Source organism: Streptosporangium sp. NPDC051022 (assembly GCF_040683035.1).
Taxonomy (GTDB): domain Bacteria; phylum Actinomycetota; class Actinomycetes; order Streptosporangiales; family Streptosporangiaceae; genus Streptosporangium.
In genome coordinates this window covers 784,454-805,572 of sequence record NZ_JBFBCF010000001.1, presented here as the reverse complement: position 1 = coordinate 805,572, position 21,119 = coordinate 784,454, and the positions used below count along the sequence as shown (strand labels likewise).

At 71.2% G+C, this 21,119-nt stretch carries 18 protein-coding genes; 11 read left to right on the top strand and 7 right to left on the bottom strand.

Annotation, left to right across the window (positions count from 1 at the left end):
* Nucleotides 1-78 precede the first annotated feature (78 nt).
* The 5 genes from AB0N02_RS03775 (at nucleotide 79) to AB0N02_RS03755 (ending at nucleotide 5,856) form a co-directional block, all read left to right on the top strand.
* Nucleotides 79-516, top strand: coding sequence for a nuclear transport factor 2 family protein (locus AB0N02_RS03775; protein WP_363942275.1), 438 nt, complete (start codon nucleotides 79-81; stop codon nucleotides 514-516).
* A 161-nt stretch (nucleotides 517-677) separates the two neighbouring features.
* Nucleotides 678-1,175, top strand: coding sequence for a (2Fe-2S)-binding protein (locus AB0N02_RS03770; protein WP_363942273.1), 498 nt, complete (start codon nucleotides 678-680; stop codon nucleotides 1,173-1,175).
* Nucleotides 1,172-3,691, top strand: a complete 2,520-nt coding sequence (locus AB0N02_RS03765; protein WP_363942272.1) for a xanthine dehydrogenase family protein molybdopterin-binding subunit — start codon at nucleotides 1,172-1,174, stop codon at nucleotides 3,689-3,691. The genes AB0N02_RS03770 and AB0N02_RS03765 overlap by 4 nt, the downstream gene beginning before the upstream one ends.
* On the top strand, nucleotides 3,688-4,572 hold the full coding sequence (locus AB0N02_RS03760; RefSeq protein ID WP_363942270.1) for a xanthine dehydrogenase family protein subunit M: 885 nt from the start codon (nucleotides 3,688-3,690) through the stop codon (nucleotides 4,570-4,572). The genes AB0N02_RS03765 and AB0N02_RS03760 overlap by 4 nt, the downstream gene beginning before the upstream one ends.
* 204 nt (nucleotides 4,573-4,776) lie before the next feature.
* Nucleotides 4,777-5,856, top strand: coding sequence for an SRPBCC domain-containing protein (locus tag AB0N02_RS03755; RefSeq protein WP_363942268.1), 1,080 nt, complete (start codon nucleotides 4,777-4,779; stop codon nucleotides 5,854-5,856).
* A 184-nt stretch (nucleotides 5,857-6,040) separates the two neighbouring features.
* Here AB0N02_RS03755 and AB0N02_RS03750 read toward each other — a convergent pair whose 3' ends face one another.
* A complete protein-coding gene (locus AB0N02_RS03750) occupies nucleotides 6,041-7,171 on the bottom strand; it encodes a CU044_5270 family protein (RefSeq protein ID WP_363942266.1) in 1,131 nt (376 codons plus the stop codon).
* Complete coding sequence (locus tag AB0N02_RS03745) at nucleotides 7,168-7,707, bottom strand: RNA polymerase sigma factor (RefSeq protein ID WP_363942265.1); 540 nt, start codon at nucleotides 7,705-7,707, stop codon at nucleotides 7,168-7,170. Before AB0N02_RS03745 ends, AB0N02_RS03750 begins: the two co-directional genes overlap by 4 nt.
* 184 nt (nucleotides 7,708-7,891) lie before the next feature.
* On the opposite strand from AB0N02_RS03745, the gene AB0N02_RS03740 reads away from it, so the two are divergent.
* On the top strand, nucleotides 7,892-10,792 hold the full coding sequence (locus AB0N02_RS03740; RefSeq protein ID WP_363942262.1) for a CDP-glycerol glycerophosphotransferase family protein: 2,901 nt from the start codon (nucleotides 7,892-7,894) through the stop codon (nucleotides 10,790-10,792).
* Between the two features lie 100 nt (nucleotides 10,793-10,892).
* Entirely contained in the window at nucleotides 10,893-12,005 is a 1,113-nt protein-coding gene (locus AB0N02_RS03735; protein WP_363942260.1) for a glycosyltransferase, read from the top strand.
* Between the two features lie 15 nt (nucleotides 12,006-12,020).
* On the opposite strand, the gene AB0N02_RS03730 is transcribed toward AB0N02_RS03735, so the two are convergent.
* Genes AB0N02_RS03730 through AB0N02_RS03720 form a run of 3 tightly spaced genes read right to left on the bottom strand, consistent with a single transcriptional unit; the run spans nucleotide 12,021 to nucleotide 14,933 of the window.
* Nucleotides 12,021-13,064 carry a sulfotransferase gene (locus AB0N02_RS03730; RefSeq protein WP_363942258.1) on the bottom strand — a complete coding sequence of 348 codons (1,044 nt, stop codon included), beginning with the start codon at nucleotides 13,062-13,064 and terminating at the stop codon, nucleotides 12,021-12,023.
* A gap of 5 nt (nucleotides 13,065-13,069) precedes the next feature.
* Entirely contained in the window at nucleotides 13,070-14,080 is a 1,011-nt protein-coding gene (locus AB0N02_RS03725; protein WP_363942256.1) for a sulfotransferase, read from the bottom strand.
* Between the two features lie 25 nt (nucleotides 14,081-14,105).
* The gene (locus AB0N02_RS03720; protein WP_363942254.1) at nucleotides 14,106-14,933 is read right to left on the bottom strand and encodes a CDP-alcohol phosphatidyltransferase family protein; all 828 of its coding nucleotides are present in this window, start codon (nucleotides 14,931-14,933) and stop codon (nucleotides 14,106-14,108) included.
* Between the two features lie 205 nt (nucleotides 14,934-15,138).
* Between AB0N02_RS03720 and AB0N02_RS03715 the strand changes: the two genes are divergently transcribed.
* Complete coding sequence (locus tag AB0N02_RS03715) at nucleotides 15,139-15,903, top strand: polysaccharide deacetylase family protein (RefSeq protein WP_363942252.1); 765 nt, start codon at nucleotides 15,139-15,141, stop codon at nucleotides 15,901-15,903.
* On the opposite strand, the gene AB0N02_RS03710 is transcribed toward AB0N02_RS03715, so the two are convergent.
* Nucleotides 15,843-17,069, bottom strand: a complete 1,227-nt coding sequence (locus tag AB0N02_RS03710; RefSeq protein ID WP_363942250.1) for an acyltransferase — start codon at nucleotides 17,067-17,069, stop codon at nucleotides 15,843-15,845. The genes AB0N02_RS03715 and AB0N02_RS03710 overlap by 61 nt on opposite strands.
* Nucleotides 17,070-17,395: 326 nt before the next feature.
* On the opposite strand from AB0N02_RS03710, the gene AB0N02_RS03705 reads away from it, so the two are divergent.
* On the top strand, nucleotides 17,396-17,761 hold the full coding sequence (locus AB0N02_RS03705) for a nuclear transport factor 2 family protein (protein ID WP_363942247.1): 366 nt from the start codon (nucleotides 17,396-17,398) through the stop codon (nucleotides 17,759-17,761).
* 160 nt (nucleotides 17,762-17,921) lie between these two features.
* Complete coding sequence (locus AB0N02_RS03700) at nucleotides 17,922-18,338, top strand: hypothetical protein (RefSeq protein WP_363942244.1); 417 nt, start codon at nucleotides 17,922-17,924, stop codon at nucleotides 18,336-18,338.
* An 84-nt stretch (nucleotides 18,339-18,422) separates the two neighbouring features.
* Here AB0N02_RS03700 and guaA read toward each other — a convergent pair whose 3' ends face one another.
* Nucleotides 18,423-19,973 carry a glutamine-hydrolyzing GMP synthase gene (gene guaA / locus AB0N02_RS03695; protein ID WP_363942241.1) on the bottom strand — a complete coding sequence of 517 codons (1,551 nt, stop codon included), beginning with the start codon at nucleotides 19,971-19,973 and terminating at the stop codon, nucleotides 18,423-18,425.
* Nucleotides 19,974-20,342: 369 nt separating this feature from the next.
* On the opposite strand from guaA, the gene AB0N02_RS03690 reads away from it, so the two are divergent.
* Nucleotides 20,343-21,083, top strand: coding sequence for an SDR family NAD(P)-dependent oxidoreductase (locus AB0N02_RS03690; RefSeq protein ID WP_363942239.1), 741 nt, complete (start codon nucleotides 20,343-20,345; stop codon nucleotides 21,081-21,083).
* The last annotated feature ends 36 nt before the right edge of the window (nucleotides 21,084-21,119 follow it).

The window sequence follows — 21,119 nt, the reverse complement described above, 5'->3', positions numbered from 1 at the left end:
CGGGGTCACCGGGCCGGCCGGCGCCGTCGCGGAGACCGCGCGGAGCCACCCTGTCCGGACGACACACCTGGAGGAATCATGAACTTCACCGAGGAGACGGCCAGAGCCAAGGTGCGGGCCGCCGAGGACGCCTGGAACACCCGTGATCCCGAGCGGGTCTCCCTCGCCTACACACCCGACTCGGTCTGGCGCAACCGGGACGAGTTCGTCGTCGGGCGAGACGAGATCAGGGAGTTCCTCACCCGCAAGTGGGCCAGGGAACTGCGGTACGCGCTCCGCAAGAACCTGTGGACGTTCGGCGGGAACCGCATCGCCGTACGGTTCCAGTACGAGTGCCACGACGCGGACGGCCAGTGGTGGCGCAGCTACGGCAACGAGCTGTGGGAGTTCGCCGACGACGGGCTGATGCGGCGGCGCGAGGCGAGCATCAACGACGTCCGGATCGACGAGGCCGACCGCCGCATCCTGGGCCCCCGCACCCCGGATGATCCGGCCGGGGACCTCCCGCTGGCCTGAGGGTCGTTCCGCCCTCCGTCCCACCTGCGCGAACGCCGGGAACGGCCCGCGCACGGGGGGCGGGAACGGGCTTGAGGGGGGCCTTGACCGGGCACGACAGGGGCGTACGTTCACTTCTGTCGGCTCCTTTCCGAGCCGTCACAGGTGCACCGGGAGGACGTATGCCTCGAATCACCGTCAGTGTGGACGGAGTCACCTACGAACAGGAGGTCGAGCCACGTCTCCTCCTCGTTCACCTGCTGCGAGATCGCCTCGGCAAGACCGGCACCCCGATCGGCTGCGACACCGGCAACTGCGGCGCCTGCACCGTGACGCTCGACGGCAGGAGCGCCAAGAGCTGCTCGGTGCTCGCCGTACAGGCGGACGGAAGCGAGGTCGTCACGATCGAGGGCCTGGCCGACGGGCAGCAGTGGCACCCCATGCAGGAGGCCTTCCACGCCGAGCACGCCCTGCAGTGCGGATACTGCACCCCCGGCATGATCATGGCCGCGCTCGACCTGCTGAAGGACGATCCGGACCCGTCCGAGGAGGCCGTCCGCCAGGGCCTTGAGGGCAACCTGTGCCGATGCACGGGATACTCCAACATCGTCAGGGCCGTACGGCGCGGCGCCCAGGAGATGGCACGCCGGCAGGCGCGCCAGGAGGCGGCGACGTCATGACCGAGCAACTCGACGCGGGCCTGGTCGCCGAGCGGATCGCCGAGAGCGGCAGGCTCGGCCGCCCGTCCGACGGTCACGAGGTCGGCAGGGCCCGTACGCGCAAGGAGGACGCCCGGCTGGTCACGGGGCGGACCACCTGGACCGACAACATCCAGCTCCCGGGCATGCTGTACGTGGCGTTCCTGCGCAGCCCGATGGCGCATGCCCGGATCACGCGGGCCGACGTCTCGGCCGCGAGGACCCAGCCCGGCGTGGTCGCCGCCTACAGCGGCCGGGACCTGGCCGGCGAGCAGGGCAGCCTGCCGTGCGCCTGGCCGGTCACCGAGGACATCGTCATCCCCGACCACCCTCCCATGGCGGTGGACGAGGTCCGCTACGTCGGCGAGGCGGTCGCCTGCGTGGTCGCGACCGACCGATACGCCGCCGCCGACGCCCTGGAGGCGATCGAGGTCGACTACGAGCCGCTGGAGGCGGTGGTCGACATGACCGAGGCGCTCGCCGAGGGCGCCCCGAAGGTCCACGGGGCGGGCAACCGGGCCTTCACCTGGAAGTTCGCCGGGGGCGACATCGACGCGGCCTTCCACGACGCGCCCGTGGTGATCGAGCGCGAGTACGTCCAGCAGCGGCTGATCCCGACCGCGATGGAGCCCAGGGCGGTCGTGGCCACCACCGACGGCGAGACCTTCACCCTGTACTCCTCGACCCAGATCCCGCACGTGCTGCGCGTGATGCTGGCCATGACCACCGGCATCCCCGAGCACCGGCTGCGGGTGATCGCCCCCGACGTGGGCGGCGGCTTCGGCTCCAAGCTCCAGGTCACCGCGGAGGAGGTGCTCGCGCTCCTGCTGACCAGACGGCTCGGCAGGCCGGTGAAGTGGACCGAGTCCCGCTCCGAGGGCAACCTGACCGTGCACCACGGCCGCGACCAGCTCCAGCGGATCCGCGTCGCGGCCGAGCGGGACGGGCGCATCAGGGGCGTCCAGGTGGACCTGCTGGCCGACATGGGCGCCTACCTGATGCTGGTCACGCCGGGCATTCCGCTGCTGGGGGCGTTCATGTACAGCGGCATCTACAAGATGGACGCCTACGACTTCACCTGCACTGGCGTCTTCACGACCAAGATGCCGACCGACGCCTACCGGGGCGCGGGGCGTCCCGAGGCCACGTTCGCCATCGAGCGGGCCGTCGACGCGCTCGCGCACGAGCTGGACCTGGACCCCGTCGAGGTACGGCGCCGCAACTGGATCGCCCATGACGAGTTCCCCTACACCACGATCTGCGGCCTGACCTACGACTCGGGCAACTACGAGGCGGCGACGGAGCGGGCGCTCGCGCTGTTCGACTACGACGCGCTCAGGGCCGAGCAGGCGGAGCGGCGGGCCCGGCACGACCCGGTCCAGCTCGGCATCGGCGTGTCGACCTACACCGAGATGTGCGGGCTGGCGCCCTCGCGCGTGCTGGGCTCGCTCAGCTACGGCGCGGGCGGCTGGGAGCACGCCACGGTCCGGATGCTGCCGACCGGCAAGGTCGAGGTGGTCACCGGGACGAGCCCGCACGGCCAGGGGCACGAGACGTCCTGGAGCCAGATCACGGCCGACGCGCTGGGCGTGCCGTTCGAGGACGTCTCGGTACTGCACGGCGACACCGCGATCTCGCACAAGGGCATGGACACCTACGGCTCCCGCTCGCTGGTCGTGGGCGGCGTCGCCGTACTGGCCGCCTGCGAGAAGGTCAAGGACAGGGCGAAGGAGCTCGCCGCCCACATGCTGGAGGCCTCGGCCGACGACATCGAGTTCAGCGACGGCTCGTTCAAGGTGCGCGGGACCGCGGAGGGAAGGACCATCCAGGAGCTCGCGCTGGCCGCCTTCGCCGCGCACGACCTGCCCGACGGCTTCGAGCCCCGGCTCGACGCCGAGTCGACCTTCGACCCCGACAACTTCTCCTTCCCGCACGGCACCCACCTGTGCGCGGTCGAGGTCGACACCGAGACCGGCGAGACCAGGATCCGGTCCTACGTCGCCGTCGACGACGTGGGCTCGGTGGTGAACCCGCTGATCGTCGAGGGCCAGGTGCACGGCGGCATCGCGCAGGGCATCGGGCAGGCGCTGTTCGAGGAAGCGGTGCACGACGCGGAGGGCAACCTGCTCACCACGACGATGTCGGACTATCTGATCCCGTCCGCCGCCGACCTGCCGGAGTTCGTCACCGACCGGACCGAGACTCCCGCGACCAGCAACCCGCTGGGGGTCAAGGGCGTCGGCGAGGCGGGCACGATCGCCTCGACCCCGGCCGTCGTCAACGCGATCGTGGACGCGCTGCGCCCGTACGGCGTGCACGACGTGCGGATGCCGTGCACGCCGGAACGGGTCTGGCGGACGATCGCCGAGGCGCGACCTCCCGGCTCCCCGGGCTCCCCCGAGCCGGGCGGGGCCGCGTCCGCCCCCGGCTCCGCGTCCGGCTCCGGTTCCGCCCCCGCTTCCGGCTCCGGCTCCGGCTCCGAGGAAGGTGTCCGATGATCCCCGCGCCGTTCGACTACATCCGGCCCTCCTCCCTCGACGAGGCCTGCCGTGTGCTCGGCGAGGCCGATTCCGCGGGCGACGACGTCAAGGTGCTGGCCGGAGGCCAGTCGCTGCTGCCGCTGCTGCGCCTGCGGCTCGCCTACCCGGCCGCGCTGGTGGACGTCGGGCGGCTGCCCGAGCTGCGCGGCGTGGAGGACAGGGGCGACCACGTGTTCGTCGGCGCGCTCACCACGCATGACGAGGTGATGCGCTCCGGCGTGGTCAGGGAGCTGATCCCGCTGGTCGCGCTGGCCACCGCCACCGTGGCCGACCCCGCCGTACGGCACCGCGGCACGTTCGGCGGGTCCCTGGCCCACGCCGACCCCGCCGGAGACCTGCCCGCCGTCGCCCTGGCGCTGGACTGCGTGTTCGTCGTCAGGTCGCGGGAGGGCGAGCGGGAGATCCCGGCCGCCGAGTTCTTCGTCGACTACCTGGAGTCGGCACTCCAGCCCGGCGAGGTGCTGGTCGGCGTCCGGGTGCCCAAGCTCGGCCCCGGCTGGGGCTTCCACTACGAGAAATTCCACCGGACCGCGCAGTCCTGGGCGACGGTGGGCGTGGCGGCGGCCGTACGGCTGGGCGAGGGGGCCATCGAGGAGGCGCGGATCGCGCTGACCAACATGGGGCCGACGCCGGTGCGGGCACGGGCGGCCGAGACCGCCCTGCGCGGCGTGAACCCCGCACCCTCCGGTTCGAACGGCGCCCCGGACCCGCTCAGACAGGCCTGCGAGCAGGCCGACGAGGAGTCCGCACCCCCGACCGACCTGCACGGCGGCCCCGGCTACCGCCGCCATCTGGCCAGGGTGCTGACCTACCGGGCGGTCAGGGCGGCGAGCGGCTGAGCCGTGTTCCCCGAAGACCCGGCCGGGTCCGTCCCGGCCGGGTCTCCGTATCGGCCCGGAACGGTTCCCCCGGCAGGACACGAGGGTGAAGTGTCTGGATTGTCCGGAAAGCTCGCGTATCCGGCGGTAGGACAGGCAGACTGGTAGTGCCACCGCGCGCAGTGGTGACGCCGCGCGGGTGGTGGATCGACAAGGAGCGCAACGATGGCGATGCGATTCGAGCACGAGTTCACGGTTCCGGTACCGGTCGAGCAGGCGTGGTCGGCGCTGCTCGACGCCGAGCGGGTCGCTCCCTGCCTGCCCGGGGCGGCTCTTGAGACGACCGAGGGCGACAGGCTGACCGGGCGGATGAAGGTGAAGGTCGGACCGATCACGCTCACCTACCGGGGCGAGGCCACCTTCGACGACGTGGACGAGCAGGCCCGGACGCTGACCCTCAGGGCGTCCGGCAAGGAGTCACGCGGCCCGGGCACGGCCTCGGCCACGGTGGTGGCGCGGCTGCGTCCCAAGGACACCGAGGGAGGCAGTGAGGGAGGCACCGAGGGAGGCGCTGAGGGCCCCGGCGACTCCGGCACCCGGGTGACCGTCGAGACCTCCTTCACCGTGACCGGCCGCCCCGCCCAGTTCGGCAGGGGCGTGATGAACGAGGTCGGCGCCAAACTGATCGACAGGTTCGCGGCGAACCTGTCCGCCCTGCTGGAAGGCGGCCGGGAAGCGCCCCCCACCGCGCCGGTTCCCTCTCCGGAGACGGCCGAGCCGGGCGCGAGCGGTGCGGAGACCTCCGCGCCCCCCTCGGAGAGCCCGGCGAAGCCCCCGGCTCAGGCGGAGGCCCCGACTCACGCGGAGGTCCCGGCTCAGGCGGAGGCCCCGAGCCCGGAGGAGACCCCGCGCCCCGTGGAGGCATCGGCCTCGGTGGAGTCCTCGGCGGAGTCCTCGGCCCCGGCCGGTACGGCCTCCGGGGAGGGCCCGGCCGGGGGGACGGCCGAGCCGGTCCCCGCGGAGAGCCGGTTCCGGCGGGCGGTGCCGCGCCGTCGCCTCAGCGCCGTCCCCCCGGTCCGCGAGACCCCCACCTCCGAGAACGCCCGCAGACACGACCTCCACCCCACGGGCACCTCGCGGACCTCCCGAACTCCCGACGAGGAAGCCCTCGACCTCCTGGAGATCGCCGGAATCCCCCTGCTCAGACGTGCGGCCCCGCTGGCGGGCGCCCTGGCCGGGGCCGTCCTGGCGGGCTGGCTGATCAGCCGGGCCCTGCGCCGCCGGAGAGCGACCACCCGCCGCTGACCGGCGCCTCGCCGCCGACCCGCTCCGGGGCACGCCCTTCTCCATGACGGAACGACCATGATGGGTCTTCGTGACGGGACGACCGTCGCGGGACGACCGTGACGGGATGGCCATGACAGGACGGCGGACGCTCCGTCACACGGAGGGAGAGATCACGGCCCGGTCCCGCTGCAGGGGACACACCTCAGCGCAGGCACTTCTCGATGGTCTGGGGGGCGCACCCCTTGGGCACCGCGGGTTCGTCGGAGGTCCAGCCCGCCTTCTTGACCAGCATGGAGTGGTACGCGATCCCCCGGGGGATCTCCGGCGCGCCGGGCACGAAGGTCGGCAGCACGTTCTGGACCGCCAGCAGTTCGCCGGTGGCCCGGTCGATGACGAGCTGTGACTCCGCGCTCCCCTTCTCCGCCCACAGGACGGCCACCCCCGTCCTGCCCTCGGCGTCCCGGATCCCGTCGACGACGCGGGCACCCGGCAGCCCGGCGAGCATGCGGTACAGCGCCGCCCGGGTGCCCGGAGTGGTCGGGGCGTCCAGGAGAAGCCGTTGCCCGACCCCCCACAGCCAGTTGTCCCGGCTGGGAAGCCGTTCCTGGTCCCAGGTGCGCTCCGCCCTCTCCTGCATCTCCGCCTGCACCGCAGGCCAGTACGACAGCAACCTCGTCTTCAGTTCCTCGGTGTCTCGCGGCAGTTCGCGAATCTCCTTCACCCCCAGCTTCATGGGCGCCTGCTCGAAAACCCCGGGTGCGTCGGGGCTGTACAGGGTCTTGCCCGAAGGAGGCATGTCGTTGGCGCAGTCGGTGTCGGCCCGGCAGAGCCTGGGCGAGCCCACCTCCCGCCAGCGCTCCGCGTCCGTGTCGGTCAGGGGCCGGGTCCCGAGGTCGCGGACCTCGGTGACCCTTCGCAGGCCCTCTCCCTCCCACAGGACGTCCCTGGTCCGGTTCTCGATGAAATAGCCACTGCTTTCCGAGCCGAGCCGCTGCCGGTACACCTGTTCCATCTCCCTGCGCCAGTAGCGCCCCTCGCTCTCCCGCCGCTGGGCCAGCCGGTCGGCGGCGGCGTCGAGCACCTCCGCGTCGGTACGCGTCACCGTCGTGATCGTTCCTCCCCCCGTGTGGGGAACGACCACGGCCACACCGATCACCGCGACCGTGGCGGCCGCGATCACCAGCCCCCGGCCCCACCCGGAGGAGAGCACCCCGAGGGGAGCCCGCCGGTGACGCCGGCCGTCCAGTATCCGGCGCCTGACGTCGGCGACCTCGCCGGGGCCGGGGGGTGGAACATCCGGCATCACCGCGTCGATGAGCCTGAACTCGTTCATCGGACCTCCGTTCCCAGTGACCTGTGCAGCTTGGCCCTGGCCCGGCTGAGCCGGGAGGCCACGGTCCCGTTGGCGACCCCGAGCGCCTCGGCGACCTCGTCGTAGGTGAGCCCGCCGTAGGCGACGAGCAGCACCACGTCCCGTTCTCCCTGTGACAGACCGGCCAGCGCCCTCGAGAGCCCGGCCACCGTCACCCCCGCCGTGACCCGGTCGACGACCCGCTGGTCATGACCGTCGTCGTCGGGTGGCGGCCCCGTCCGGGCCATCGCCCGGTAACGGCGCGACTCGGCCCTGCGGTGGCGGCCGATCAGGTTGGTGGCGATGCCGTACAGCCAGGGGCGGACACCGCCCCGCGCGGCGTCGAACCGGTCGCGCCGCCGGAAGGCGACCAGGAAGGTCTCGGCGGCGAGGTCCTCGGCGGTGTCGAGATCGAGGCGCCGTCCGATATAGCGGCGGATCTCCTCGTAGTGCGCGTCGAAGACGACACCGAACCATTCGGAATCGACGGCCGGGGCGGGCTCGGAAACAGCGAACATGCAAGGGACTCCCTTGCCGGAAGGACAAGACACCTCTTGTTGCCCGTACTCCGGGCATCCTTCCGCGGTTTTCCGCGCGTACGGCTGGCCACCGCGTAGCCACCGCCTCGGGAAGCCGTAAAAACAACTTCATAAGATCATAAGTAGGACGACATTCCCTTTAGTCGCGGGAATACCACATAGCGTGATCAATGCCCCGGACTGCAGCGTGGTCGTCATCACCTACAACGACGCCGCCCGGCTGCCCAGGGCCGTGCGGTCCGTCCTCGGCCAGTCGCTGCGGAACCTCGAAGTGATCATCGTCGACGACGGCGGCACCGACGGCACCGAACGCGTCGCGCGCGAGCTCTGCCGGAAGGATCCCCGGGTCCGCTACCTGCGCCGGGACGTCAACAGCGGCGGTTGCGGAGCCCCCAGGAACGACGGGGTCGCGGCAGCCCGCGCGCCGTACGTCATGTTTCTCGACAGTGACGACGAGCTGACCCGGCACGCCTGCAAGAGCATGCTGCTGGAGCTGGAGCGGACCGGCGCCGACTTCGTGACGGGGCAGATCTCCCGGCTCTACGAGTGGAACGGCAGGACCCGGCGGTACTACCCGGAGCTGTTCACCCGGCGCAGGGTCGTGGAGGGGATCGCCGCGGAACCCGAGATGTTCCTCGACTCCTTCAGCACCAACAAGCTCTACCGGATCGGGACGCTCAGGCGGCTACCGTTCAGGGAGGACCTCCACTACGAAGACCACGTCTTCACCACCGAGCTCCACTGCGCGACACGGCGGTTCGCCGTGGTCCCGTGGGTCGTCTACCTCTGGCACCGGGCGGCGGAGGAGAACGGGACGCGGCCGTCGATCTCGCTGAACCTCAGGGAGATCGACAACGCCCGGCACCGGATCAGGGCCGCCTGGCTGAGCGACGGCATCCTGCGTGACAACGGCCTGGCGGGGCTGGTGGTGGAACGGCAGCACCGGTTCGTCCGGCAGGACCTGCGGGTCTACCTCGATCCGCTGCCTTCGCGTGACCGGGCGTGGGTCGAGGAGTTCGTCTCGCTGGTCCGCCCCTACCTGGCGGAGCTGGATCCGGCGGTGTTCGAGCGGGCCGACCCGGTGGTCCGGGTCTGCTGCCACCTCATCCTCGACGGCCGGGCCGAGGACCTCGTGGTCGCGGCCCGGTCGTTGAACGGGCCGAAGGCCGCGCCGCGCTTCGCCGTACGGGAGGGAGGGCGGACCTACTGGGGCACCGTCCCGGCGGAGGGGCTGGAGATCACCTCGCTCCGGATGGCCGAGTTGCCCTTCACCGCGGCGCGGCTGCGCCACGAGGCGACCCTGCGCGGCGACACGACAGGCGAGGGAACAGGCGAAACGACAGGTGAAGTGCCAGGCGAGGAAACAGGCGGGGGGACGGATGAGGGAACAGGCGGGGGGACACGGGTCAAGCTGACGATCAGGACCTACGATCCGTTCGGGGTGCTGGCCGCCACTCCGGGCTGGAGCGCGTTCCTCCGGTTCGGAGACCGGCAGATGAAGCTGGCACCCCGCGCGCTGGACGACGGCAGCCACCTGAGCGAGGTGAGCGTCGACCTCGCCGCGGTGAGACACGGGCGCGCCGGCCATGACAGCCACTACGACCCGAAGGTCTCGATCGTCCATCCCGACGGCCGGACCACCTCGGACCGGCTGCTCGTCGACCCGGCCGCCGAGCCGATCAGGCTCACCGTGCCCTGGCACGAGGTCACGGTCGGAGCCGAGGGGCAGGCGGCGGCCCTGCGGGTGTGGTGGCGGCGCACGGGCCTGCTCCGCCGGGTGGCCCCGACGCTGGGCAGGGCCCGTGCCGGACTGTTCCGGCGGGTGGAGAGATCCGGCCTCAAGCTCCGGGTCTACCGGAAGCTGATCAGGGTCGTCCCGCCCCGCCGGGACCTGGTCCTCTTCGAGTCCGACGTGGGCGCCGGATACACCGGGAACCCGCGCTACGTCTACGAGGAGCTGAGACGGCGGGGGGCGCCGCTCGACATGGTCTGGTCGGTCGCGAGAAACCGGCGGAACTTCCCCCGCGACGTCCGGCTGGTGCGGCGGATGAGCTGGCGCTACCTGTGGACCATGGCCAGGGCGGGTCACTGGGTCGACAGCCACGGGCTGCCGCTGGCCTATCCCAAGCCCGCCCGGACCCGCTACCTGCAGACCTGGCACGGCCAGGGCGTCAAGACCGTCGGCTTCGACGCGCCCGACCTGCGCGCCGACTTCGCCGAACCCCGGGCGCGCTGGCGGGCGGCCGTCGCGCGGTGGGACGCGCTCGTCATGCCGAGCGCGGAGTTCGAGCGGATCTTCGTCTCGTCCAACGAGTACGGCGGGCCGGTGCTGCGGTACGGCTCGCCCCGCTGCGACGTGCTCGTACACGGCGACGAGGAGGCCGTACGGCGGGCACGCGACGCGCTGGAGCTCCCCCGGGACCGCAGGGTGCTGCTGTACGCGCCCACCTACCGGGACCGGGCCAAGTTCTCCGGGCGGTCGGTCAGGGCCGACCTGGCCATGATGGCCGAGGCGCTGGCCGGCGAATGGGTGGTGATCCTGCGCACCCACCCGGTCGAACGCTGCGTGGTGCCGGAGCACCTGCGGCACTTCGTCCGTCCCGCCGGGTCGTATCCCGAGGTCAACGACCTGATGCTGGCCTCGGACGCGCTGCTGACCGACTACTCGTCGCTGATGTGCGACTACGCGGTGACCGGAAGGCCGATGCTCTTCCTGATCGACGACTGGGACGAGTACCGGCGCGTCGAGCGGGGCGTCAACCACGACCTGCCCGCGATCGCCCCCGGCCCCTGCCTGACCCGCACCGAGGAGCTGATCCGGGCGTTGCGCGACCTCGACGGCGTGGCCGCGTCGTTCGCCGGGAAATACGCCGACTTCCGGGAGACGTGGTGCGCGGACGAGAGAGGGCACGCTGCCGCGAGGGTGGTCGACGCCTTCTTCGGGCCCGCGAGGTCCGGCGCCGCCGAAACCCCGCTGCTCCGCGGGGCTTCGGCGCGGCGCGGGACGCCCGGACTCGCCGCGCGGCGGGCGGCCCGGCTACTGCTGCCGGGATGGTCACGGTGAACGGGAACGGAAACGGGAGCGGAAATGGGAGCGGGAACGGGACGGTCGCGGTGAACGGGGCGGGAGCGGGACGGTCGCGGTGAGTGGAAGGTGGAAGGGGATGATCGGGAGGCGAAAGGGCAGGTCCGTCCTGTTCGCCTGTCTGGACGCCGACACGCTCGGCGGAATCCAGCGGGTCACCCACACCGTGGCTCAAGGCCTGGCCGAACGGGGATACGACGTGCACGTGGTCGGGCTGCACCGGGCCGGATCCCCGGTCCGTTACGTGGAGCGGCCCGGCTACCGGCACCACGTGATCCACCGCACCCCGGTGGGCGGGCTCTCCTGGCCGGACGGGCTGCGGGAACGCCGCCGGCTCGGCCGGCTGCTGCGGGAGCTGGGGCCCGGTTTCGCGGTTCTCACCTCACCGGGCGTGGTGTCCCGGCTGCTGGGGCTGCTCCCCCGGCGGCTGCTGCCCATCGGTCAGTACCACGGGTCGTACGAGCACGCGCGCGGGTCCTGGCACCTCGGCTCGGTCCGCCGCCACTACGGCGAGTTGGAGAAGGCGGTGTTCCTCAGCGAGGAGGACGCACGGCTGTTCTCCGAGAACGCGCTGCTCCCCAACACCTGGGTGATCCCGAACCCGCTGCCCGTCTGGCCGGCACGGACCGCCACGCTGACGGGCCTCCGTGTGCTCGGGGTCGGCAGGCTGGAGGGGGTCAAGCGGTTCGACCGGCTGATCTCGGCCTTCGCCGAGGCCCGCCGCACCGTACACCCGGCCGGGGACTGGGAACTGCACCTGATCGGCGAGGGCTCCGAGCTCGGCAGGCTCGGGGCGCACGCGCGGGCGTGCGGGGTGGCGGACCGGGTGGTGTTCCGGGGCGCGGTGCCCGCCGCGGAGATGGGGCGCGAGTATCTCGCCGGGTCGGTGCTGGCGCTGTCCAGCGAGCACGAGGGGCTCCCCCTGGTGCTGGGCGAGGCCGCGTCGTACGGGGTGCCGTGCGTGGCCTTCGACGTCTCCCGCGGGGTGCGGTCACTGGTCCTCGACGGAAGGACCGGACTGCTGGCGCCCCCGGCCGACGTGCCCGCCCTCGCGTCCGCGCTGGCCGGCCTGATGGCCTCGGAGCGGGAGCGGCGGCGGCTGGGCACCGCCGCTCGCGTCCACGTCGAGGCGTTCCGGCTGGACCGGGTCCTGGACCGGTGGGAGACCCTGTTCGAGCAGGTGCTCCGCTGACCCCGCCCCGGCGGGTCAGCCGGTGACCGTGGCCGGCTCGTTGCGCGGCAGGGGAACCCCGGCGAGCACGAGCTGTCCCGAGGTCAGCCGGGCGCCCAGCGGGTTGGGCTCGCGAAGCCGTACCAGCCGGTCGAAGGCGAACCGTTTGACCCGGGCCAGTTTCCGTTTGGCCGCGGTCCGCTCGTAGGCGACCATCCGGGAGGTCTCGGCCTTCGGCGCCCCGCTGAGCTCGTAGCCGTAGGCCTCCAGCCGGTCACCGAGGACGCTCTCGCACAGCGAGACCTCCCACGGGTCCAGCCTGTCGCGCCACGTGCCCGACCGCGAGGTGGTCACCTCGCCGTGGGTACGCGCGTGCCAGGACTTGTGCTCGGGTACGGCGACGCCCGCCATCAGCCGCGGCTCGCACATCGCGGGGTCGAACTCCTCCCCGACGAAGTCGCACAGCCTGCGCAGATGGGCCTCGGGCTCCGTCGTCAGGTCCTCGTAGCGCAGCTCGTGGTAGCTGCCCTCGGGGAGCTTCGGCGCGCCGTGCCTGGCGAAGTCGATCGCCTCGGCCCAGGCGGAGACCGCGCTGTAGGCGCTCCCCTTGTACCAGGGCATCTCCTTCAGAGAGGCCACGCAGTCACGGCCGTCCCTGATCAGGTGAACGAACTGCGCGTCGGGGAAGAGCCGCAGCAGCACGTCGACGTTCTGGAAGTAGGAGGGCCGCTTGTCCCCCCAGCGCGGCTTGCCGTGGTGGGTCGCGTAGAAGCGCAGCACGATGCCCAGCGCCGAGCCGAGCGTCGGCGGCCCCGCGACGATCTGCCTGATCACTTCCTCTCCGTCCAGGCGCAGCTCGTGGAAGCGCGACTGGCGGCGGTTGACCACCCATTCGGCCAGTTCACGCCTGTGCGACGGATCGTTCAGATCGCCGAACTGCAGCCGCCGCTGGTAGGCGGCGACCATGAACCGGGTCTCCGGGGGAATCGCGATGCGTGGGTGGGAGTGCAGCATGAGCTGCAGCAGCGTCGTCCCCGACCGGGGACACCCCACGATGAAGATCGGTCGATCCGACTGCATCGTTCTCAGACCTTCGCCAGCTCGCCCAGCTGCCGGGTGGTGAGCTGCGCGGCCAGCGGGCTCGGCTCGCGGAACCGGTTGAGACGGTCTCGGAACTCCTTACGCCTGCGCGCCCAGCTCCGCTTGGACGCGGCCCTGGCGCACGCCTCGACGTGGGTCTTGGGGGCCTTGGCGGCGCCGCTCAACTCGTAGCCGTTGGCGGTCAGCCGCTCCGCCAGCACGCTCTCGCAGACCGAGACCTCCCACGGCTCCAGCCTGACCTTCCAGGAACCGGACCTGGCGGTGGTCACGTCGCCGTGGGTGTTGCTGTGCCAGACCTTGTGCTGCGGGATCGCCATCCGGCCCACGTGGTACGGCTCGCTCATCGCCGGGTCGTAGTCCTCACCGAGGAAGTCGCACAGCTTGCTCAGCTCGGTCTCCGGGTAGGCCGTCAGGTCCTCGTAGCGCAGTTCGTAGTAGCTGTCCGCCGGGAGGGACTTGGCGTGCCTGCGGCCGTAGTCGATCGCCTCGGCCCAGTTGGTCACCGCGTGGAAGACGTCCTTGGTGTACCAGGGCATCTCCTTCAGCGAGGCCACGCAGTCGCGGCCGTCCCTGATCAGGTGGACGAACTGCGCGTCGGGGAAGAGCCGCAGCAGCAGGTCGACGTGGTGGAAGTAGCTCGGCCGCTTGTCGCCCCAGCGGGACTTGCTGTACTGCTCGGCGTAGGAGCGGAAGGCGATCCCCATCGCCGAGCCCAGGGTCGGCGGCCCGGCGACGATGTCCTCGACCAGCTTCTCCCCGTCGAGCCTGAGCTCCTTGAACTTGGTGTCCTTGTCGCTGACGATCCACCGGCCCAGTCTGCGCCGGTTCCCCTGGTCGCGCAGGTCGCCGAAGGCGCGCCTGCGGTAGTAGCCGGGCACGACGAACCGTGTCTCGGGCGGTACCGCGATGCGTGGGTGGGAGTGCAGCATGAGCTGCAGCATGGTGGTGCCTGAACGCGGACAGCCGATCACGAAGATCGGTCGGTCGGACTGCATGACAACGAACCCCCGTAGAAAATGGTCAAACAGGTACGTGCTGCGCGTTCTCCGGGTTCGGCACCGGGGGCGCGGACCGGGTGAACAGCCACATGCGATAGATCAGAAAGATTTCGTTCAGCAGGAGCAGCGACCCCGCCACGGTCGCGATGGGCACGAGCGCCACCGTTCCGATCAGCGGGCCGACGACGAAGACCGCGGCGTGGAACTCGATCCCGCTGATCAGGTGGCTCCGCACCCGGTGGGAGGCCAGGAAGCGGACGATCCTACGGCGCAGGCTCCGCGGCCTCGGCGGCCGGTAGTCGCCGGTGCGCTCTTTCGCCGGGCGCTCCGGCCGGTTCTCCCTGACCGTCTCGCGGACGCGCTTCATCTGCGGCGCGTTCACGTAGCGGAACAGGTCGAGCACGGCGACCCCCGCGCCCAGCAGGACATACGAGATGTCCCCGGTCGCCGTGTACTGACCGAACGCCAGGCCTGTCGCGCAGCAGACCACGCGGACGCGGTCGCCCACGTAGTCGAGCCAGAGACCGAACGGGGTTCCCGTCGCCTTGAGCCGGGCGATCTTCCCGTCCATGCAGTCGACCATGAAGCTCACGTAGAACAGCGCGGCCCCCGCCACGAGCTGCCCGAACGCGAAACAGGTCGCCGACCCCAGTCCGAGGAACAGCGAAAGACGGGTGAGCCCGTTCGGCGTGACGTCGGTGCGGTTGGCGACGAGAAGCGTCAGCCTGCACGCCACCGGGTCGACCAGGAAGACTGTCCACCAGGAGTCTTTTCGCTTCCGGGTCGCGTGAACGTCGTTCAACGAATAGGCCCTCATGCCTTCCAGCATGACCACCGAAAGTGATCGCATGCTGACAGTCTGGCGCCAAGAGAGGATCTCCATACCGGTTCTTGACCGGCAGCGTCATCCGGCGGCACCGGCCCCTTTCAGGCCACACCGGAGCAATTGATCTTCGCTTTTCACAGGACATCGTGACACATGCCCCCCAAGAGCATCAGATCGCCTCGATAAGATTCAACTTCTCCTGAAATCACTCGACCCGGAAGCTCCCCTCATGAAGTCTCCCGCCCGACTGCTTCTGGCCGCCTCGTGCGCTGCGGCCCTGCTGTCCGCGCCCACCGCCGCGTGGAGTGCCGACAAGAAAGCGGACAAGACCAACTCAGTGGACTGCACGAAGGTCAAGTGCATCGCGCTGACGTTCGACGACGGCCCCGGCAGGTATGCCGACAAGTTGCTCGACACCCTCAAGAAGTACAAGTCCAAGGCCACGTTCTTCCTCGAAGGGCAGTACGTGAAGTCCCGCCCGGCCTTCGCCAAGCGGATGGCGGACGAGGGTCACGAGCTGGGCAACCACAGCTACACCCACGCCCACCTGCGTGAGCTGAGCGATGACAGGATCCGCGAGGAACTGACCCGGACCCAGGACATCGCCAAGCAGGCCACCGGCAAGGCTCCGACCATGCTGCGGCCGCCGTACGGCGAGCTGGACGACAGGGTCCAGGCGATCGCGACGGAGATGGGCATGCCGATCGTGCTGTGGAACGGCGGCTCCCGCGACTGGGCCACCAGGAACGAGAAGGCCATCTACGACGAGGTGCTCAAGAACGCCAAGCGTGACGGGGTCATCCTGATGCACGACTGGGTCGAGCAGACCGTCAAGGTGATGCCCAAGCTGCTCACCACGCTGCAGAAGCAGGGCTACCACGTCGTGTCGGTCTCCTCGCTGCGCGGCGCCGGCGACCTGCAGCCGGGCGACATCTACCCGGTGGGCACCGAGGACGAGAACCTCGCGGCCGAGTCGCCCGCCGAGGCTCCCTGAGCCACCCTCCGGCCCAGCCGCTGCATGGGTAGCTCGACGTAGCGGTAGGTCAGCCAGCTCAGGCACAGCACCACGGCGACACAGGCCACCGACAGCGACACCTGCGCCACCGGCGGCATGAACCGCACGTCCCCCACGATGGCGGGCACGAGCTTCAGCAGCGGGTGGTGCAGCAGGTAGAGCGAGTAGCTGATCAGGCCGAGCCACACGAGGAAGCGGGGGAGGCGGCGTCCGCGCAGGGCCATGGCCCCGGCGAACGTCGCCCCCGCGAGCGCCATCGTGGTCATCCACACGCCGGGCTGGACCCACCACCAGCCCGCCTGGATCGACCACACCGGGGCGAGCGCCACGAGCGCGGTCGCGACGACCACCGGGACGAGACCGCCCTCGCCCTGCTCCCATCGGCGGATCGCGGTCCCGGTGAACATCACCGCCAGGATCGTCGCCCCCAGCCACGGCGTGAACCCCGCCAGAAGCGTCAGCGCGACGGCCATCACGCCCAGGACGTAGGCCGCCGCGGCCCGGAACCTGCCGGTGACCAGGCACACCATGCCCACGCAGAAGACCGCCCCCGCCACGTAGGCGGGCCAGGGGCCGCCGAGCGGCGGCGCGGACAGCACCAGCCCCGCCCCGATCCCCACGACGCCGAACGCCACGGCGAAGACTCCGCTCCTGCGGTGCAGGCCGCCCACGAACAGCGCGGTCACCAGCAGGTAGAAGACCATCTCGTAGGAGAGCGTCCACATCGTGTCGGCCACCCCGCCCACGTGGACAACGTCCAGCAGCATCGTGACGTGCCCCGCGACGGCCGACAGGTCACGGGGCACCTGCTCGCGCACCGGCAGCCAGAACGCCATGACCAGGACGAGCGCCACGACCAGCAGGTAGATCGGGTAGAGCCGGAACACCCTGCCGATCCAGAAGGCCCCTACGTCCCCGCGCCCTTCCAGGGATGTCGGGATGATGTAGCCGCTGACCAGGAAGAACACCAGCACGCCGTACATGCCGAGGTTGAACCAGTACGGCCGCAGCGCGGGCATGAACCAGGGCAGCAGGTGCTCCAGGAACACCGCGACGGAGGCGAGCCCGCGGAGCGCGTCCAGCCAGGCCAGTCGCGCACCGGCTACGGGTCGGGCGGGCGAGGAGACAACGGCGGGGGTGACCACTCGCCCCAACTTACCTTCCCATTACCTCCTAAACAGGATTAACGCTCACACCGCACTCCGATAATTCAGCCCCCTCGACATGGCGCCCCCCTCCTCCGGCGACCCGGGGCTCACGACGGCTCACGATATTGCGTGCTCTCGACATCACCGAGCGTCACGGCCGGTATTCGCGGGCTCCGGCCTCGTCACCCGTCCGCCCGCGATGACGGATAGCGGGCGGCGGAAGTACTGGTGGATGACCGATTCCTCGGTCGGCGGATCTCCGTAGCTTTGTGACCTGCGAGAACGACAGCGGAAAACACTGCAGGCGACAAGGAGACCCTGACATGAGCGACACCGCCAAGCTGGTCGAGCGATACATCGCCATCTGGAACATCACCGACGCCGCGGAGCGCCGCGCCGATATCGACGCCGTCTGGACCGAGGACGCCCGCTATGTCGACCCCCTCGTCGACGTCACGGGGCGCGACGCGATCGACGCGACCATCGCCGCCGTCCAGCAGCAGTTCCCCGGACTGGTCTTCACCCCGGGTGACGACGTCGACGCCCACCACGACCTGGCCCGCTTCACCTGGAACCTGGGGCCGGAAGGCGGAGAGGCGATCGTGGTCGGCTTCGACGTCGCGGTGCTGACCGAGGACGGCCGGATCAGGACCGTCCACGGCTTCCTCGACCGGGTCCCCACCGCCTGACCTGGCGGGACTCCTCGCCCGGCCGGGTTCCCTCCTCCCCGGCCGGGCGCTCTTCCCGCTCCCCTGCCGGGCACTCTTCCGGCTCCCATCCGCTCCCCTGCCGGGTGCTCTTCCCTCTCCCCCGCTCCCATCCGCCCTCCGGACCAGAAAGGCCTCCGACATGACCTCCATCACCCCGGCGTCCACTCCGGCCACCGTGGAAACCGGCAGACTCCTGCGTCTGGCCCTGCGCCTCGACGCCGTCGTCACCGGTGGCAACGGCCTGGTCTACCTGCTGTTCGCGGGGCCGATCAACGGCCTGCTCGGCCTGCCGGTCCCCCTCCAGCGCGGGATCGGCGCGTTCCTGGCCGTCTACGGCGTCGCGGTCTGGCTGCTGGCCAGACCCGCCGCCGTCAACCGGGCCGCCGTCCTCGCGATCATCACCGTCAACGTCCTGTGGACCGTGCTGAGCGTCGCCGAGCTGGCGCTGGGTGGTCTGCAGGTCACCGTCGCCGGCGCCGTCTGGGTCGTCATGCAGGCGGTCGTCGTCGGCGGCTTCGCCGCCCTGCAGTGTCTCGGCCTTCGCGGGGGCAGGTGAGAACGGCGGGCGGAGAAAAGGGCGCGGCCCCCGGAGTTCTCTCCGGGGGCCGCGCCGTGTCGTGCTGTGTCGTGCCAGGGGGTTCTACTCCCACTCGATGGTGCCCGGGGGCTTGCTGGTCACGTCGAGGACCACGCGGTTGACCTCGCGGACCTCGTTGGTGATCCGGGTGGAGATGCGGGCCAGCACGTCGTAGGGGACGCGGGACCAGTCGGCGGTCATGGCGTCCTCGCTGGAGACGGGGCGCAGGACGATCGGGTGACCGTAGGTGCGGCCGTCGCCCTGGACGCCGACCGAGCGGACGTCGGCGAGCAGCACGACCGGGCACTGCCAGATCTCACGGTCGAGACCGGCCCGGGAGAGCTCCTCGCGGGCGATGGCGTCCGCGTCGCGGAGGATCTCCAGGCGCTCGCGGGTGACCGCACCGACGATGCGGATGCCCAGGCCGGGGCCGGGGAACGGCTGACGCCAGACCATCGCGGCGGGCAGGCCGAGCTCCTCGCCCGCGCGGCGGACCTCGTCCTTGAACAGCGCGCGGAGCGGCTCGACCAGCGTGAACCGCAGGTCGTCGGGAAGGCCGCCGACGTTGTGGTGGGACTTGATGTTGGCGGTGCCGGTGCCGCCGCCGGACTCGACGACGTCGGGGTAGAGCGTGCCCTGGACGAGGAAGTCGACCGGGCCGTCGGCGAGGATCGCGCGCTGCTCGTCCTCGAAGACCCGGATGAACTCGCGCCCGATGATCTTGCGCTTCTCCTCCGGGTCGGTGACGCCGTCGAGCGCCTTGAGGAAGCGCTCCTGGGCGTCCACCACACGAAGCTTGACCCCGGTGACGTCCACGAAGTCGCGCTCGACCTGCTCGGCCTCACCCTTGCGCAGCAGCCCGTGGTCGACGAACACACAGGTCAGACGGTCACCGATGGCCCGCTGCACCATGGCGGCCGCGACCGCGGAGTCCACGCCCCCGGACAGGGCGCAGATGGCGCGCCCCTCGGGGCCGATCTGGGCGCGGACCGCCTCGACGGCGTCCTCGACGATGTTGAGCATCGTCCAGGAGGGGCGGCAGCCCGCCGCGTCGAGGAAGTGCTTCAGGACGGCCTGGCCGTGGTCGGAGTGGAGGACCTCGGGGTGGAACTGCACGCCGTACAGGCCCCGCTCGGGGTGCTCGAAGGCGGCGACCGGCGTCTCGGCGGTCATGGCGGTGACGAGGAAGCCCTCGGGAGCGGTGGCGACGCTGTCTCCGTGGGACATCCAGACCGACTGCCTGGCGGGCAGCCCGGCGAAGAGGACGCCCTCCTGGGTCACGTCGAGCCCGGTCCCGCCGTACTCCGCGACGCCGGTCCTGGCCACCTGGCCACCGAGCGTCTGGGCCATGACCTGGAAGCCGTAGCAGATGCCGAAGGTGGGCACCCCGGTCTCGAACAGGCCCTCGGGAGCGGCGGGGGCACCCTCGGCGTAAACCGAAGAGGGGCCGCCGGACAGGATGATGGCCTTGGGCTTCTTGGCCATCATCTCCTCGACCGGCATCGTCGAAGGGACGATCTCGGAGTAGACGTGGCATTCACGCACCCGTCGCGCGATCAGCTGCGCGTACTGCGCACCGAAGTCGACGACGAGGACCGTGTCGAACTCAGACACAAGACCCCCAAAGGAAACACAGCGGTTTTCTCAGTCTATCGGCGCCCGTCAGCGCGGTTACGCACCGCCGAAAAACGGGGACAGACCGCCTGACGGTTTCCCACGGGCCCGATCGCCCGCCGGTTCCCCTGAGGGCTCAGGCGTCACACCGCCGGGCCGCCGGAGAACTCACGCGCGCACCACCGGGCCCGGAGGGCTCACGCGTCGCGCCGTTCCCGGCCCCCGGCGCCCCGCCGGGACCGGTCGGCGGCGCCCCGCCGAAAGCAGTTGACGGCGCCCCGCCGGAAACAGCCGACGGCGCCCCGCCGGGACCGGTTGGCGGCGCGCCCGCGTGAGGCACGCCACGCGACACGAGCACGGAGGTCGGTCATGCCGGATACGGGAGTCATCGTCACGGGCGGCGCGTCCGGGATAGGACGGGCCTGCGCGCTGGCCCTGGCCGAGACCGGACGTCCCGTCGCGATCTGGGACCGTGACGAGGCGGGCGCGAAGAAGACCGCGTCCTTCGCGGCCATGAACGGCGCGACCTCGGTCGGCGTGGGCGTCGACGTCACCGACGGCTCCGCCTTCGCCGCCGCGATCACCAGGACCCGTGACGTCCTCGGCTCGATCGGCGGCCTGGTGCACGCGGCCGGGATCGTCGCCCCGACCGCGATCGCCGACCTCACCGAGGCGGCCTGGGACGCCGTGCTCGACGTCAACCTGCGCGCCTGCGCCCTGCTGGCCCGGGCGCTCCTGGAGGACCTGCGGCGGCACGAGGGCTCGGCGATCGTGGGCGTCTCGTCGATCGAGGGCCTGGTGGGGCAGGCGCTCATCCCCGCCTACTGCTCGTCGAAGGCGGGCCTGCTCGGCCTCACCCGGTCCATGGCGCACGAGCTGGCGCCGATCCGGGTGAACGCGGTCTGTCCCGGCTACATCGACACCCCCATGCTCGCCGAGGCCACCGACCCCGGGGCCCGGGAGTCCTTCGAGCGGAAGTCGCCGTTCGGCCGGCTCGGCCGCCCGGAGGAGGTCGCGGCGGCCGTACGGTTCCTGATGGGCGACGAGGCGTCCTTCGTCACGGGCGCCCACCTGGTCGTCGACGGCGGCGCGACCGCCGTCGACCGCTGACCTCCACCCCACCGTCCACGAACGCACGCCGCCCGG